The sequence below is a fragment of the Pseudomonas sp. FBF18 genome, from assembly GCF_024261405.1.
Lineage (GTDB): Bacteria > Pseudomonadota > Gammaproteobacteria > Pseudomonadales > Pseudomonadaceae > Aquipseudomonas > Aquipseudomonas palmensis.
The window spans coordinates 68332-83130 of sequence record NZ_QKRS01000002.1 but is presented as its reverse complement, the minus strand read 5'-3'; the positions used below and the strand labels follow the sequence as shown (position 1 = coordinate 83130).

Genomic DNA, 14799 nt, shown 5'->3' with positions numbered 1-14799 from the left:
TCGCGGGTCAAGCCCGCTCCCACAGAGAACATCACTGGGTCCGAACCCAGCGCACATTTCCTGTGGGAGCGGGCTTGACCCGCGATCGAGCGCGCAGCGCTCGCAAGACCGATCGCCACGAACTATCAGACAAAAAAGGGGGACGCCATCACGGCGCCCCCCTTTTTTTGTCAGCCTGAACCCGTCAGTTCCAGGGACGATCGCCGTTCTCGTCCTTGATGCGGGTAGGCAGGCCCATCACGTCCAGCGCCTTCAGGAACGGCTCGGCCGGCAGTTCCTCGACGTTGGCCATGCGCTGCACGTCCCACTCGCCACGGGCCACCAGCAGGGCCGCCGCCACCGGCGGCACGCCCGCGGTGTAGGAGATGCCCTGGCTGTCGGTCTCGGCATAGGCCTCTTCGTGATCAGCCACGTTGTAGATGAACACTTCGCGTGGCTGGCCGTCCTTGGTGCCCTTGACCAGGTCGCCAATGCAGGTCTTGCCGGTGTAGCCCGGCGCCAGCGAAGACGGATCCGGCAGCACGGCCTTGACCACCTTGAGCGGCACCACTTCCAGGCCCTCGGCCGTCTTCACCGGCTGCTCGGACAGCAGGCCCAGGTTCTTCAGTACGGTGAACACATTGATGTAGTGCTCGCCGAAGCTCATCCAGAAACGCACGTTCGGCACGTCGAGGTTCTTGGACAGCGAGTGCACTTCGTCATGGCCGGTCAGGTACAGGTTCTGCGAACCCACCACCGGCAGGTCGTCGGTACGCTTGACTTCGAACATGGTGTTGCTGGTCCACTGGCTGTTCTGCCAGCTCCACACCTGTCCGGTGAATTCGCGGAAATTGATTTCCGGGTCGAAATTGGTGGCGAAATACTTGCCATGGGAGCCGGCATTGACGTCGAGAATGTCGATCGAATCAATGCGGTCGAAATACTGTTGTTGCGCCAGTGCTGCATAGGCATTGACCACACCCGGGTCGAAGCCCACGCCAAGAATGGCGGTGATGTTCTTCTGCTGGCATTCCTCGAGGTGCTTCCACTCGTAGTTGCCATACCAGGGCGGCGTCTCGCAGATCTTGCCCGGTTCTTCGTGAATGGCGGTGTCCAGGTAGGCCACGCCGGTATCGATGCAGGCACGCAGCACCGACATGTTGAGGAAGGCGGAACCGACGTTGATCACGATCTGCGATTCGGTTTCGCGGATCAGCGCCTTGGTCGCCTCGACATCCAGAGCATTGAGCGAAAAGGCCGTGATGTCGGCGGGTACCTTCAGGCTACCCTTGGCCTTGACGCTGTCGATGATGGCCTGGCATTTGGAGATGTTGCGTGACGCGATGGCAATACGACCGAGTTCGTCGTTGTGCTGCGCGCACTTGTGGGCCACCACCTTGGCGACACCTCCTGCACCAATGATAAGAACGTTTTTCTTCAATTTCTTTATCTCTCCTTTCCGCCAGCTTACGAGAGGCTGGACAGGTAGTCGTCAAAACCAAATTCGCGAACCACCTCGACAGTACCGTCAAGTTGTTTCACTACGATGGATGGCATCTTCAAACCGTTGAACCAGTTTTTCTTGACCATGGTGTAGCCTGCCGCGTCGATGAACGACAGCCGATCGCCGATGGCCAGCGGACGATCGAATTGATACTCGCCGAAGATGTCCCCGGCCAGGCAGGATTTGCCGCATACCATGTAGGTGTGCTCACCCTCGCTGGGCGCCAGCTTGGCGTTGAGGCGATAGATCAGCAGGTCGAGCATGTGCGCCTCGATGGAGCTGTCGACCACGGCCAGGTGCTTGCCGTTGTACAGGGTGTCGAGCACGGTCACTTCCAGCGAAGCGCTCTGGGTGATCGCCGCTTCGCCCGGCTCCAGGTACACCTGCACGCCGTACTTCTGCGAGAACGCCTTCAGGCGCGCGCAGAATGCATCCAGTGCATAGTCTTCGCCGGTGAAGTGGATACCGCCGCCCAGGCTCACCCACTCGACCTTGTGCAGCAGCTCGCCGAAGCGCTCTTCGATGGTGTTGAGCATCTGGTCGAACAGGCCGAAATCGCCGTTCTCGCAGTTGTTGTGGAACATGAAGCCGGAGATCTGCGACATGACCGCATCGATCTTGACCGGGTCCCATTCGCCCAGGCGGCTGAACGGGCGCGCCGGGTCGGCCAGCAGGTAGTCCGAGCTGCTCACCTGCGGGTTGACGCGCAGGCCGCGCACCTTGCCTTCGGTGGCCTGGGCATAGCGCTGCAGCTGGCCAATGGAGTTGAAGATGATCTTGTCGCAGTTCTCGATCATCTCGTCGATTTCGTCGTCGGCCCAGGCCACGCTGTAGGCGTGGGTCTCGCCTTCGAACTTCTGGCGGCCGAGCTTGAGCTCGTAGAGCGAGGACGAGGTGGTGCCGTCCATGTACTGCTGCATCAGGTCGAACACCGACCAGGTGGCGAAGCACTTGAGCGCCAGCAGGGCCTTGGCCCCGGACTGTTCGCGCACATAGGCGATCTTCTGCATGTTGTGCAGCAGCTTGGTTTTGTCGATGAGGTAGTACGGCGTCTTGATCATTTCGAGGCCCCCGGCAAGGCCGGCCAAAAAAAGGACACGCATTGTGCCTTCACTGCACGGGAATCGAAAGCTCGGAAGTGATTTTTGCCCGACGCGGATTTTTCGGGTGCACCCATCGCAGGTCGAACCCGCCCCCACACGGGAGCGGGCCTGGACGTCAGAAGTCCCAACGAGTGCTGAACATCACGTTGCGCGGGTCACCGTAGTACGAGGAGTTATAGAAGCCGATGTTGGTGTAGTAGTACTTGTCGAACAGGTTGTAGACATTGACCGACGCCGACAGGTGCTCGGTGAACTGGTAGCGCGCCATCAGGTCGACCAGCCAGTATGGGGTCTGGGTGAAGGTGTCATTGGTGCCCTTGGCGTAGTTGTTGAGGACCTGCCAGCCCTTGCCCTGCCAGCGTGCCCCACCGCCCACGGTGAGCTTGTCGAGGCGCCCGCCAAGTTTGTAGGTGGTGTAGAGGTTGAGCTGATCTTCGGGCTCCCAGGTAGCTACCTTGGCCCCGCCCTGGTCGCGGCTGACCTTGTGCGTGTAGCCGGCCTGCACCTGCCAGCCGGGCGCCAGTTCCCCGGACACCTCTGCCTCGTAGCCCTTGGTTCTGGACTTGATGCCCATGTAGGCGTAGTCGATGTCGGGGTTGGTTGGCCTGGCGTTGTAGAACGTGTCGGCCTGCGGGCGGTTATCTTCGTGCACTTCGAAGTAGGCCAGGCTGGTGTTCAGGCGACCGTCGTAGAACTCACCCTTGATGCCCACCTCGTAGTTCTGGCCCTCGTTGGGCTCGAGCATCCTGTTGCGGCTGTCACGGTAGGCCGTCTGCGGCAGGAAGATATCGGTGTAGCTGGCATACGCAGAGAAGTTGCTGTTGAGGTCGTACACCACCCCGGCATAGGGCACCAGCCGTCCGCTCTCCTGGCTGTCGCTGGTGCCGGTGACCTGAAAGTTTGCCAGGCGGCTGCCCAGCAGCAGCGAAAGGTCATCGGTGACACTGAAGCGCGCAGTCAGGTAGCCGCCACTTTGCCGGGTGGTTTCGTCGTTGCGCTTTGTCACCGAGCCCCAGTCCGGCTCGATGGCCTGGCCGTGCCAGCTCTCCAGATCGTATTCGTTGTCGAAGTAGGTGACGTTGTTGTAGTTGTCGCCCTTCCAGTGCGAGCTGGACACCGAGCCACCCACCACCAGTTGGTGTTCGCGCCCGAACAGGCTGAACGGCCCGGTGGCGTAGAGGTCGCCGCTGTCGCTGGTGGTTTCGCCGGTGTACTTGCGCGAATAGATCGACGACACGGTCGGGGTGTCGGGCGACACCGAGCCCAGTGGCGCGTCATAACCATTGATCTGGTGGTTGTACTGACCCTTGATGACCCAGTCATTGGCCAGGCGATGCTCCAGGGTGGCGAACAGCGTGCGCGAGTACTGCTCCCAACTGCTCCACTTGGCGCCATTGTTGAACGAACGCGGCAGGCTGATGGGGTTGCCCTGGGAGTCGTACACCGGACGGCTGCCCGACCAGCCCGAGCCCCTGGGGTCGCTGTCCTGGTAGTCGGCGCCCAGGGTCAGCAGGGTGTCTTCGTCCAGGTCCACTTCCAGGATGCCGTAGTACACGCTGGTCTTGCGCTCGTAATGGTCCATGAACGAGTGCTTGTCCTGATAGGCGGCCACCGCCCGGCTCCGCACGTTGCCACTGTCGGTCAGCGGGCCGCTGAGGTCGATCTCCGAGCGGTAGTTGTCCCAGGAGCCGGCGCCCAGGTCCACATGCCCCCTGAAGTCGGCCGTCGGCTTCTTGCGGATCAGGTTGATCGTGCCACCGGGGCCGCCCGCGCCGGTGAGCAGACCGGTGGCGCCCTTGAGCACCTCGACCCGGTCATAGATCGCCATGTCGGTAAGGGTCTGCCCGGCCGAGTACTGCGCGTCACGCAGGGTCGGGATGCCGTCGTACTGGAAGTTGACGATGGAGAAGCCGCGCGAATAGTAGTTGGTACGTTCACTGTCGTAGGTCGACACGGTGATGCCGGGGGTGTGGCGCATCACATCGTCGATGGCGTTCAGGCCGAAATCGTCCATGGCCTGGCGCGTGACCACCGAGATCGACTGCGGGGTTTCCCGCGGGGTCAGCACCATGCGCGTGGCGGTGGCGATGGTGCCCGGCGTGTAGGAGCCGGTGCCTTCGGTGATGGTGCCCAGCTGGTTGGCGCTGACTTCGGTGGCCTGCAGCTCCAGCTGCGCACTGCCGGTGGCCAGCCTTGGCATTACCCGGTAGCCCTCGCCTTCGGACATCGCCTGCAGGCCCTTGGGTGCGAGCAGCCGCTCCAGGCCCTCGGCGATGGCGTAGCTGCCGTCCAGGCCGCTGCTGTGGATGCCTTGGGTCAGGGCCGAGTCGACCGCGATCATCACCCCGGCCTGCTGGCCGAATGCGCCGAGCACGCGATCGAGGTTGCCGGCGTCGATATGGAAGGCGTGGGTGGCGTGGGCATCGGCGCCGGCCAGTACGCCCTGGCTGGCGCACACGAGGGAAAGCCCGAGGATGGCCGTGCGCAAGGCACCGGCAAGCGGAGTGAGGCGGCTGTGCATAAACAATTCCATGGGTTGAGGGTGTTGGCGATGCGCTGTTTTTCAGCGTCTTCCCTGGTCTTGATGCATGAGATGGAAAAAACTGCCGCCGCTGTTAAAAATAATCGTTCTCAGGCCACGACCACGTTTGCCCAGTAGCCGAACACACGCTGTACCCGTATCGGCAACACACTGGCCAGCAGGTCGAGGCTGGCATCGGGCCGATCGAGGGAGAACGAACCCGACACCTGCAAGGCCGCCACCGCCGGATCGCAGCGCAGTACGCCGCGCCTGTAGCGGTCGAGCTGGGCCAACACCCGGCCCAGTGGCATGCGCTCGGCAATCAGCAGGCCGTCAACCCAGGCCTGGGCGCCCGCGTCGAGGGGTTCGACACTGCCGACCTGCTGCCCGAACGCCACCTGCTGGCCGGCGCTCAAGGTCATGCGGGTGCTGCCGGCCCAGGCGATCGAGGCACTGCCTGCCAGCACCTGCACCTGGGTACCCGACACCCCGGGCAGGCCCTGGCTGACCACCAGCCGCGAGGCGGGCTCGGGGCGTACCCAGCCATTGGCGGTGCGCACCGCCAGCGAAGCACCTTGCCCCAGGGTGAGCATGATCCGCCCCAGGTTGAGCGCCAGCACGTCTGCGTGAGCATCCACGCCGGTGCGGGTATCCAGGGTCAGCTCCACCTCGCCAGACAACGCCACGTGATGACGCTCGCCGGTGGTGGTGCGGTAGTCACTGAACAGTTCCGGCAGCAGCACCCGCTCACGCACGCTAAGGCCAGCCGCCAGTACCACCCCCAGCCCGGCGAAGCCCTTGAGCACATTGCGCCGCGACGCAGTGCCACGTGCCTGCAGCAATCCGCGCGCGCCGGCGGCCGGTAACGTCCTGGTGCCCTGGCGCAGGTCATGGGTGAGCCCGGCAAGACGCTGCCAGGCCAGTTCATGCTGGGGGTTTTCATTGCGCCAGTGCTGGCAGGCCTGCTGCTCGGCCAGGCTGCTGACACCCGACTGCAGGGTGACCATCCACAGCATGGCCTGCTCTACCACGCCGGGGTCCAGCGGCTGGTTGTCGATCCGGGCGAAGCGGCTCATGCGCCGTAGACCGCCGCATAGCAGTGGCGGTAGGCCTTGAGCATGGCCTTTTGCACCACGTTAACCGTCAGCCCCTGGTGTTCGGCGATCTGCGCGTAGGTCAGACCGTCAAGCTGTGACAGCAGGAAGATCTCGCGCACCTTGCTGCCCAGCCCATCGAGCACCTGGCCCACCGCATCCAGCGCCTCGAGCACCAGCAGGCGAGTTTCCGGGGACGGCACCAGCGCCGGTTCAAGATGCGCCAGCGACTCCATGTAGGCCTTCTCCAGCGCATGGCGCCGAAAGTACTGGATGCACAGGCGGCTGGCCACGGTGGTGAGGTAGGCGCGCGGCTCGCGGTACACCGGCGGTGCCTCGCTGCGCAGGATGCGCACGAAGGTGTCCTGCGCCAGGTCCAGCGCCTGCTCCCGGTTGCCCAGCTTGCGGCGCAGCATCTGCGTCAACCAGCTGTGGTGTTGAACGTAGAGTTCGCCCACCGCATGGTGGGTGCTGGAAAGTGGATGCATCGGCAGGGTTCCGGGACGCAGGCTGACGGGAGGCGTGCATGGTAATACTTCTCATTAGCTTGCGGTGGATTTTTATGATTGCCGCCGAAACAACCTGCTTCACCGACACTGGCAGGCCGGCGCTCAGGTGCAGTACTGTGCGAGGCAGCCAAAGGGAGGGCTGCATATGGATCAAGCGACACTCACCACCTTGTTGACCAAGCTCCGCAATTGCGACCTCGAGGGCGCGGCCGCCGACCTGCAGGCCCAGGCAGTGGCACTGGCGGCCCGAGGGGAAGAGGCACTGTCCGACTTCCTCGCCCGCTATGCCTTCCGCTCGTTGCAGGGCAAGCACAGCCCGGACAAGACATCGCCGGCGCTGGCCCAGGCACTGCACGACAGCGAACAGCACCTGCAGCGGCTTCACGACGAGCGCAAGGCGCTGCTCGACGACATCCACACCTACTTTCTGGAATTCGAGAAGATTGCCGTCAACCTGACCCCGGCACTGATCGAACCGGCGACCTTCAGTGAGCAGAACCGCGACAACCTGCCGTTCATCGAGGACTACCTGAGCGGCCGTCGCGAGGTGGTGGACGATCTCAACCTGCAGAGCGTGCTGAAAAAGCAGATCAAGTTCTACCTCAACCTCAACCTGCACGATGAACGCCCCACGTTGCAGGTCAGCTATCGCAAGACCCACATCCAGCCGGGCAAATCCTGGCGGTTCGTGGAGCTGAGCCAGCAGGCCGGGCAACGCGGCGAACAGTTGAACCGGCTGGTGCAACTGGATACCGAGTGCGATGCGGTGCAGCGCCAGGCATCACGCCTGAAATGGGAGCTGCGCTGCAACGAGGACACCGGCAACCAGCAGGTGGCCGACTTCCAGAAAAAACTGGGGTTGTTCATGGCCAGTGTGGCTGCACAGGCCTGAGGCCGACCGGGTGGCGGCACCGGCCCGGCGCCCCCGCCCGGCCATTCGCGGATCAGCCCAGGCGGCCCCAGACCTGCACCAGCCCCACCAGGTGCACCACCCCGAACCCCAGGCACACCAGCGAGCTCACCACGATGAAGCGCTGGCTGCGCCCGGTATTGGCCAGCACGAAGGGTCCGGCGATACCGCGCAGCAGGTACACCAGCGTGATCGCGCACAACGCCGGCAGCAGCAACGGCAGCGGCGCGATCACGCCCGCCCCCGACAATGCAAAGGCCGCCCAGCTCAGCAGCACCAGCGCAATCGCTGCCGTGACCACCGCCGGAAAGGTCCGGCCCGCCTCCGCCGCCCGGATGAAGCGCTCACCCGCCCCGAACAGGCGATACCAGGACGGCCCCGCGATGATCGTACCCACGTGCAGCACGGCCGCCAGCGCGCTGAGCGCCGCGGCAATCACCAGCGCCAGATTGTATTCACCTGCCATAACGGTTCTTCCTTGTCGGAGCCGGCGTTGCCGGCGAAGCGGGCAACGCGTTACTTGGCCGAACCCTGCATGTACGTCGCAAAGTTGTTGATATGGTCGTCCAGGTTGTCTTCGAGCATCATCCGGTACTGGTCGCAGAAGTACTTGAGCATCGCCTCGCGTGCCTGCGCCATTTCTTCCCCCGACTTGAAGTTGCGCGCACTCACCCAGGCATTGAACCGGGTGGTGCCGAACATCATCGAGGCACTCACCTTGCCCAGGTCCTGGACCTGCCCGAGCTGCTCGTTGGACAGCTCTATATGGGCGTCGGCGCGGTCGTAGAACGAGTCGTCAGCATTTTGCGGCATTGCGTGTCCCTTTCTCATCACGTCTGGTTATTGCAGCCCCCTCCTGCCGTCCGGCCAACCGTCGGCGAGTGGATATCTGCGCGAAGCTGATTATGCTTCAAACGAGCGGGCAGCGCTGCGAGGTGTCTGTGCGCATTGCGTAGTCCGATGACATCAGCCCCAGGGCTTGGGTGAAGTGGCAGTGGGTGTTCCGGCCTACAACAACAATCCGGAGAAAACTCATGGCGACAATCGACAGCACTTCCACAGGCAGTGCGCCCAGGCGCGGGATCACCAAAGAGGAACGCAAGGTCATCTTTGCCTCGTCCCTGGGCACCGTGTTCGAGTGGTACGACTTCTATCTGTATGGCTCCCTGGCGGCGATCATCGCCAAGCACTTCTTTGCCGGGGTCAACGAAACCACTGCCTTCATCTTCGCCCTGCTCGCCTTCGCCGCCGGGTTTGCGGTAAGGCCGTTCGGCGCCATCGTGTTCGGCCGCCTGGGCGACATGATCGGGCGCAAGCACACCTTCCTCATCACCATCGTGATCATGGGCGTGTCCACCGCGGTGGTGGGCCTGTTGCCCAGCTACTCGAGCATCGGCGTGGCGGCCCCGGTGATCCTGATCACCCTGCGCCTGCTGCAAGGCCTGGCGCTGGGCGGTGAATACGGCGGCGCCGCCACCTACGTGGCCGAGCACGCACCGCCCGGCAAGCGCGGCTTCTTCACCTCGTGGATCCAGACCACCGCCACGCTGGGGCTGTTTCTGTCGCTGCTGGTGATCCTGGCGTGCCGTACCGTGCTGGGCACCGAGGCGTTCGAGGCGTGGGGCTGGCGCATACCATTCCTGCTGTCGATCCTGCTGCTGATCGTGTCGGTGTACATCCGCCTGCAACTGAGCGAGTCGCCGGTATTCAACCGGATGAAGGCCGAAGGCAAGGCATCCAGGGCGCCGCTGACCGAGTCGTTCGCCCGCTGGGACAACCTCAAGGTGGTGATCATGTCGCTGCTCGGCGGTACCGCCGGCCAGGCGGTGGTGTGGTACACCGGGCAGTTCTATGCGCTGTTCTTTCTGTTGCAGACGCTCAAGATCGACCCGCAGACCGCCAACCTGCTGATTGCCGGTTCGCTGCTGATCGGCACGCCGTTCTTCGTCATCTTCGGCAGCCTGTCCGACCGCATCGGGCGCAAGGGCATCATCATGGCCGGCTGCATCCTGGCGGCGCTGACCTACTTCCCGATCTTTCATGCGCTGACCCAGTACGGCAACCCCGACGTGTTCAGTGCCCAGGCACGCAACCCGGTGACGGTGGTCGCCGACCCGGCGCAGTGTTCGTTCCAGTTCGACCCGGTGGGCAAGGCGCGCTTCACCAGTTCGTGCGACGTGGCCAAGAGCGTGCTGGCCAAGCGCGCGATCCCCTACGTGAACGAAAAGGCCGAGCCCGGCAGCGTGGCGCAGGTGCGCATCGGCAGCACGGTGGTGCCCAGCTTCGACGGCAGCCGCCTGCCGGCCGCCGACTTCAAGACGCAGAACGATGCCTTCGCCGCCACCCTGGGCGCGGCCCTGAAGGACGCCGGCTACCCGGAAAAGGCCGACCCGAACAAGACCAACTACCCCATGGTGCTGTTGCTGCTGACCATCCTGGTGATCTACGTGACCATGGTCTACGGGCCGATAGCCGCGTGGCTGGTGGAGCTTTTCCCGGCGCGTATCCGCTACACCTCGATGTCGCTGCCCTACCATATCGGCAACGGCTGGTTCGGCGGCTTCCTGCCCACGGTGGCGTTCGCCATGGTCGCGGCCACGGGGGATATCTACTACGGGCTGTGGTACCCGATCGTGATCGCGGTGATGACCGCCATCCTGGGTACCTTCTTCCTGCCCGAGACCAAGGACCGCGACATCAACCACAGCTGAAGCCGCCCGCCCTCCCGGGTGCCGGGAGGGCGCGGTGCAGCCTACTGCGAGAGGTGCCGGATCATCGCCACCGTCAGGTACAGGCGCGGCGCGATGCTGGACAGTTCGATGTATTCATCGTCGGCGTGCAACCCGGCCCCGACCACGCCCATGGTTTCGAGCACCGCCGGCGTGGCGCTGCCGGGCACATAGGCATAGCCGGCGTCGGTGCCAAAACGCATGGCGATGGGTTCCAGGCTGCGATCGATCTGGCCATACAACTGCTGGGCAGTGCTGGCCAGGGCGGCGGAGCCTTCATTTCTGGCCAGCGGCGGGCGCCCCTTGCGCAGGGTCAGCGTGACCTGCGTGTCGGCGATGAGCCGGGCCTGGCTGATACGTTGCGCGTCGGCCAGCACGCGGTCGCTTTCGGACAGGTCGGCATAGCGCATGTCGGCTTCGGCGGTGGCCAGCGCCGGGATGATGTTGGCTTTCTCGCCGGCCTTGGCCAGGGTCCAGTTGACCGTGGTGCCTTTGGCCGGGTCGCCCAGGTCCTTGAGCTGCACCACCTGGTGCGCCAGCTCGGTCAAGGCGTTGCGCCCGTCTTCAGGGGCGGAGCCGGCGTGTGCCGAGCGACCGCGCACTTCCAGCAGCAGCTGGTTGATGCCGTTGGTGGCCACCGTCACCGCGTCCTTGTTCGGGGGCTCGTAGGAGAAGACGTAGTCATGCTTGCGCGCAAGCTCGGCAATGATCTGCCGGGAGCCGAGCGAGCCCATTTCTTCATCGGGGTTGAACAGCACGGTCAGGGTGGCGTAGTCGTTGAAGCGCACATCCTGCAGCAGCTTGATCGCATGCAGGATCATCGCCACCCCGCCCTTCGCGTCGGCCACCCCGGGGCCATAGGCACGCTCGCCCTCGATGCGAAACGGGCGCCTGGCGGCGGTGCCGGGGCCGAACACGGTGTCGTAATGCACCATCAGCATGAAGCGCTTGCTGCCGCTGCCCTTGAAGGTGCCGACGATGTTGTTGCCCACCGAGGGCGTGGCGGCGCTGGTCTGCACCGTGGCGCCCAGGGCCTCCAGGCGCTTGACCAGCAATGCGCCGATGTCGGTGAGGCCTTGCTGGGTGCCGGTACCGGTGTCCACCGATACCAGGGTTTTGAGGGTATCCAGGTAGCTCGACTGCTCGGCCTTGGCTTTTTCCAGCAGGTCCTGGGCGGGGGAAGCGATGGCGCCGGTACAGGCGAAGGACAGGCAGAGCGCCAGGGCGCTGGCGTAGGGAGGGCGAAACAACGGCATAGGGCGGGGCCTCGGTGCAGGGTGGCAAAAGGGTGTGTTGCATGACGGGCAAGGGATCAGCTTAGACTGTCGGCCCTGTATTGCGAGCAACCGGGTTGGACCCTCCATGACACACCAGTACCAGGGCAGCTGCCTGTGCGGCGCCATCCGTTATCAGCTCAGCGCGCCCCTCAAGGCGGTTTCGCACTGCCATTGCAGCCAGTGCCGCAAGGGCCACGGGGCGGCGTTCGCCAGCTACGCCAGCGTCAGGCGCGACGACCTGCAACTGCTGCAGGGAGGCGAGCGGCTCAAGTCGTACGCATCGTCCGAGTCGGTGGCGCGCCAGTTCTGTGGCGACTGCGGTTCATCGCTGTTCTGGTCGCGCTCACAGGGGGACCATGCCGACTGGATCTCGATTGCGCTGGGCACCCTGGACTCACCCCTGACGTTCGACAGGCAGCGCCATGTGGAGGTGGCTTCGAAGGCGCCGTGGTACGTAATCGAGGACCATTGGCCACAGGGTCGATAGGGTCTTTTGCACTGCCCGCGACAGGCTGGCCCAGGTTTGCGACAGCCGGCTGAAACGCTTCGCGCAAGCACTGCGAAAAACCGATTCAAACGCTTACAATCGCCGCTTTCCGTGCACTTCATGCAGGCCCGCTCGCCATGGCGCTAGACCCACCCACGATGCTCACCATCACGATCGCCCTCGCCGCGGCCGCCGCGCTGTACCTGGCGATCGAGTGGCGCAGCGTGCGTGAACCCTCGCTGCTGTTCTGGAGTGCCGGGTTCGCCACCATCACCGTGGGCTGTACCCTTGCGCTGCTGCGCAGCAGCGGCCTGCTGCTGATCGGTATCTGGTTCGCCAATGGCCTGCTGGTGACGGCGCACTGGCTCTTCCTGCTGGGTGTCGGGCGTTTCACGCAAACGCAGCTGTCGCGGGGCTGGTACCTGGTCTTCGTGGTATGGCTCGCGCTGCTGGTGGTACCCGAGGAGCCGCAATGGTCCAAGCTGATGCTGCTGGTCAACTCGCTGCTGGTGGCACTGCTGGCGCTCAAGGCCAGCGCACTGCTGCGCCCGCATGGCAAGTCGCTGAGCGTGGGGGCGGTGCAACTGCGCTACGTGCTGCTGATGCACGGCCTGTTCTACGTGGCCAAGGCGATCACGGCGGTGGTGCCCGGCACGCTGATCGACCTGGCGGCGTTCCGCGGCCAGATCATCCAGATCTCGCTGGTGGAAGGCGCCATGGCAATCATGCTGATTGCGCTGTCGATGACCGGCACCGAGCGCTACCGGCGAGAAAAACGCATCGCCCGCCTGGCCGCCCGTGACCCGCTGACGGCCCTGTACAACCGCCGCGCCCTGGAAGTCCGTGCGCCGCGCCTGCTCGAAGACGTGTCTGCCACGCGGCCCGGAGCGTTGCTGCTGATCGATATCGACAACTTCAAGCTGGTCAACGACCTGTTCGGGCATAGCGCCGGTGACCGCCTGCTGGTCGACCTGAGCGAGATGATCCGCGCGGTGCTGCCCACCGGCGCCCTGGCGGCGCGACTGGGTGGCGATGAGTTCGTGATTCTGCTCAACAACGCCCCCACCGAACGTATCCTGGCGCTGGGCGGTGCCTTGCGCGAGCAGTTCCGGCAGGCCGCCGCGCAGCTGTTCCCCACGCCTGCGCCAGTGACCCTGAGCATCGGCGCCAACCTGTTCGACCAGCCGCCGGGCAGCCTCACGGCCCTGATCGAACAAAGCGACAGCGCGCTCTACGCCTCCAAGCGCGGTGGACGTGACAGTATTCGCGTGGTGGACCGCACCGCAGCCGCTGGCGAACCCCTGCACACGCCTTGAGGCAGTACCAATGGATAAGGTGAACAGCAGCATGATCGCCACAACAGCACTCGAACCCTCGCACTGGCCGCTGTACCGCGACCTGCGCCTGCAGTCACTGCAGGACTCGCCGGATGCGTTCGGCAGCACCTACGGCTCGGAGGCCACGCGCACCGATGAAGACTGGTCGGCGCGCTTGCAGGCGGCGGCAAGCTCCGGCCAGGGCCGTGCGTTTGTTGCGCTGGAGGGCGAAGCGCCCTGTGGGCTGGTGTGGTGCAAGCTGGCCGGTGCAGGGCCCGGCGTTGCCGAGATATTCCAGATGTGGGTCGACCCGGCCTGCCGCGGGCGCGGCGCCGGACGGGCACTGCTGCAGGCAGCGCTGGACTGGGCCCGCCGCCACGACATGCAGCGGGTACGGCTGGGGGTCACGATTCAGGACAGCCCTGCCATGCACCTGTACACCGCGCTGGGCTTCAAGCCGATTGGGCCACCCGAACCGCTGCGCGCGGGCAGCGCGCTGATGTCCCAGGGCATGGAGCTGGTACTGGATACCGTGCAGGCCCGCAACGACTGACACCGCGCGCCCCTGGCAGAACAGGATCCCGAAACCTAATCGGCGGCAAACAGCTGCTGTTGCCGCGCATACGCCACCAGGCGCTCCTCCAGCTGGTCGGGGTCGAGGTAGAAGCGAGTATCCAGTGCATCCAGCGCGGCCTCGCAGGCCAGGTCGGGCTCATCGGCATAGGTGGGCATACGCAACTGACGCTCGCCCTGCTCGGCAGGCACTGCCTGGGCGCCGAACAACAGGCCCTTGGCCTCCTCCAGCAGCGTGAGGGTCTGCAACGCGCCGAGTTCACGCAGCCCCGCGCACGCGCTGGCATAGTGATCGCCCGAGGAGTTGCCGAAGTACTGGTCGAAACCGCCGTTGTACACCTCGCCCTGCAGCACGTTGACCGCGTAATAGTGCTGCTCGGCCAGTGCCAGCCCGGCAAAGCCCTGGGGCGTGCGGAACACCCGATCGACCAGCCCAGACCAGTACAGCGCCTGCGGGCTGGCCAGGTACTGCTTGCGCTCCTGGGCGTAGCGCTTGCCGTTCTCGATGTTCTCCCGGTAGCCGCCCTTGCAGGGCATGCACAACCCGCCGGTGCGCGCTGCGGTGCTTGCCAGGATCACGTTGCCGCAGGCGCGGCAGGGTTGGTTGTCGCTCATGCGCACCCCATGGTCATTGCGTGGTGAGGGCGCGCCCCTTGCGCGTCGCGCCCAACGTGGCGCACATGCTACAGCGTGCCGGCCTGCGCGATCCAATCGCCTTGGCGCATGGGTTTGGTTTACCCTCGGTACCGACACCTTGCCCACCCTCGCCCACCCCATGCATTACCGCTTCGAGGCCA

14 protein-coding genes are annotated in these 14799 nt (G+C 64.6%); 5 read left to right on the top strand and 9 right to left on the bottom strand.

The window, feature by feature from the left end; genetic code table 11:
• Window positions 1–184 precede the first annotated feature (184 nt).
• The 5 genes from DN387_RS04245 to DN387_RS04225 form a co-directional block, all read right to left on the bottom strand.
• Entirely contained in the window at window positions 185–1420 is a 1236-nt protein-coding gene (locus DN387_RS04245) for a saccharopine dehydrogenase family protein (RefSeq protein ID WP_043861369.1), read from the bottom strand.
• 26 nt (window positions 1421–1446) lie between these two features.
• A complete protein-coding gene (gene nspC, locus DN387_RS04240; protein WP_043861418.1) occupies window positions 1447–2544 on the bottom strand; it encodes a carboxynorspermidine decarboxylase in 1098 nt (365 codons plus the stop codon).
• 157 nt (window positions 2545–2701) lie between these two features.
• Complete coding sequence (locus DN387_RS04235; RefSeq protein ID WP_054914609.1) at window positions 2702–5107, bottom strand: TonB-dependent siderophore receptor; 2406 nt, start codon at window positions 5105–5107, stop codon at window positions 2702–2704.
• Window positions 5108–5217: 110 nt separating this feature from the next.
• Window positions 5218–6183: a DUF4880 domain-containing protein gene (locus DN387_RS04230; RefSeq protein ID WP_054914610.1), complete on the bottom strand. Its 966-nt coding sequence runs from the start codon at window positions 6181–6183 to the stop codon at window positions 5218–5220.
• Entirely contained in the window at window positions 6180–6689 is a 510-nt protein-coding gene (locus DN387_RS04225; protein WP_043861372.1) for a sigma-70 family RNA polymerase sigma factor, read from the bottom strand. Before DN387_RS04225 ends, DN387_RS04230 begins: the two co-directional genes overlap by 4 nt.
• A gap of 166 nt (window positions 6690–6855) precedes the next feature.
• On the opposite strand from DN387_RS04225, the gene DN387_RS04220 reads away from it, so the two are divergent.
• Window positions 6856–7602, top strand: coding sequence for a hypothetical protein (locus tag DN387_RS04220; protein ID WP_054914611.1), 747 nt, complete (start codon window positions 6856–6858; stop codon window positions 7600–7602).
• Between the two features lie 52 nt (window positions 7603–7654).
• Here the strand turns inward: DN387_RS04220 and DN387_RS04215 are convergent, their stop codons facing one another.
• Together DN387_RS04215 and DN387_RS04210 are read right to left on the bottom strand one after the other, a co-directional pair.
• Window positions 7655–8086: a hypothetical protein gene (locus DN387_RS04215; RefSeq protein ID WP_043861374.1), complete on the bottom strand. Its 432-nt coding sequence runs from the start codon at window positions 8084–8086 to the stop codon at window positions 7655–7657.
• Between the two features lie 50 nt (window positions 8087–8136).
• The gene (locus tag DN387_RS04210) at window positions 8137–8433 is read right to left on the bottom strand and encodes a DUF3144 domain-containing protein (RefSeq protein ID WP_054914612.1); all 297 of its coding nucleotides are present in this window, start codon (window positions 8431–8433) and stop codon (window positions 8137–8139) included.
• A 221-nt stretch (window positions 8434–8654) separates the two neighbouring features.
• Between DN387_RS04210 and DN387_RS04205 the strand changes: the two genes are divergently transcribed.
• Window positions 8655–10331: an MFS transporter gene (locus tag DN387_RS04205; protein ID WP_054914613.1), complete on the top strand. Its 1677-nt coding sequence runs from the start codon at window positions 8655–8657 to the stop codon at window positions 10329–10331.
• 41 nt (window positions 10332–10372) lie between these two features.
• Here the strand turns inward: DN387_RS04205 and DN387_RS04200 are convergent, their stop codons facing one another.
• Window positions 10373–11605: a M20/M25/M40 family metallo-hydrolase gene (locus DN387_RS04200; RefSeq protein WP_078480332.1), complete on the bottom strand. Its 1233-nt coding sequence runs from the start codon at window positions 11603–11605 to the stop codon at window positions 10373–10375.
• A 106-nt stretch (window positions 11606–11711) separates the two neighbouring features.
• Between DN387_RS04200 and DN387_RS04195 the strand changes: the two genes are divergently transcribed.
• From DN387_RS04195 to DN387_RS04185, 3 genes are all read left to right on the top strand, one after another.
• A complete protein-coding gene (locus DN387_RS04195; RefSeq protein ID WP_043861378.1) occupies window positions 11712–12113 on the top strand; it encodes a GFA family protein in 402 nt (133 codons plus the stop codon).
• A 137-nt stretch (window positions 12114–12250) separates the two neighbouring features.
• The gene (locus DN387_RS04190) at window positions 12251–13429 is read left to right on the top strand and encodes a GGDEF domain-containing protein (RefSeq protein ID WP_080922866.1); all 1179 of its coding nucleotides are present in this window, start codon (window positions 12251–12253) and stop codon (window positions 13427–13429) included.
• Between the two features lie 31 nt (window positions 13430–13460).
• Window positions 13461–13982 carry a GNAT family N-acetyltransferase gene (locus DN387_RS04185; RefSeq protein ID WP_043861419.1) on the top strand — a complete coding sequence of 174 codons (522 nt, stop codon included), beginning with the start codon at window positions 13461–13463 and terminating at the stop codon, window positions 13980–13982.
• A 35-nt stretch (window positions 13983–14017) separates the two neighbouring features.
• On the opposite strand, the gene DN387_RS04180 is transcribed toward DN387_RS04185, so the two are convergent.
• Complete coding sequence (locus DN387_RS04180) at window positions 14018–14617, bottom strand: DMP19 family protein (RefSeq protein ID WP_043861380.1); 600 nt, start codon at window positions 14615–14617, stop codon at window positions 14018–14020.
• Window positions 14618–14799: the final 182 nt, after the last annotated feature.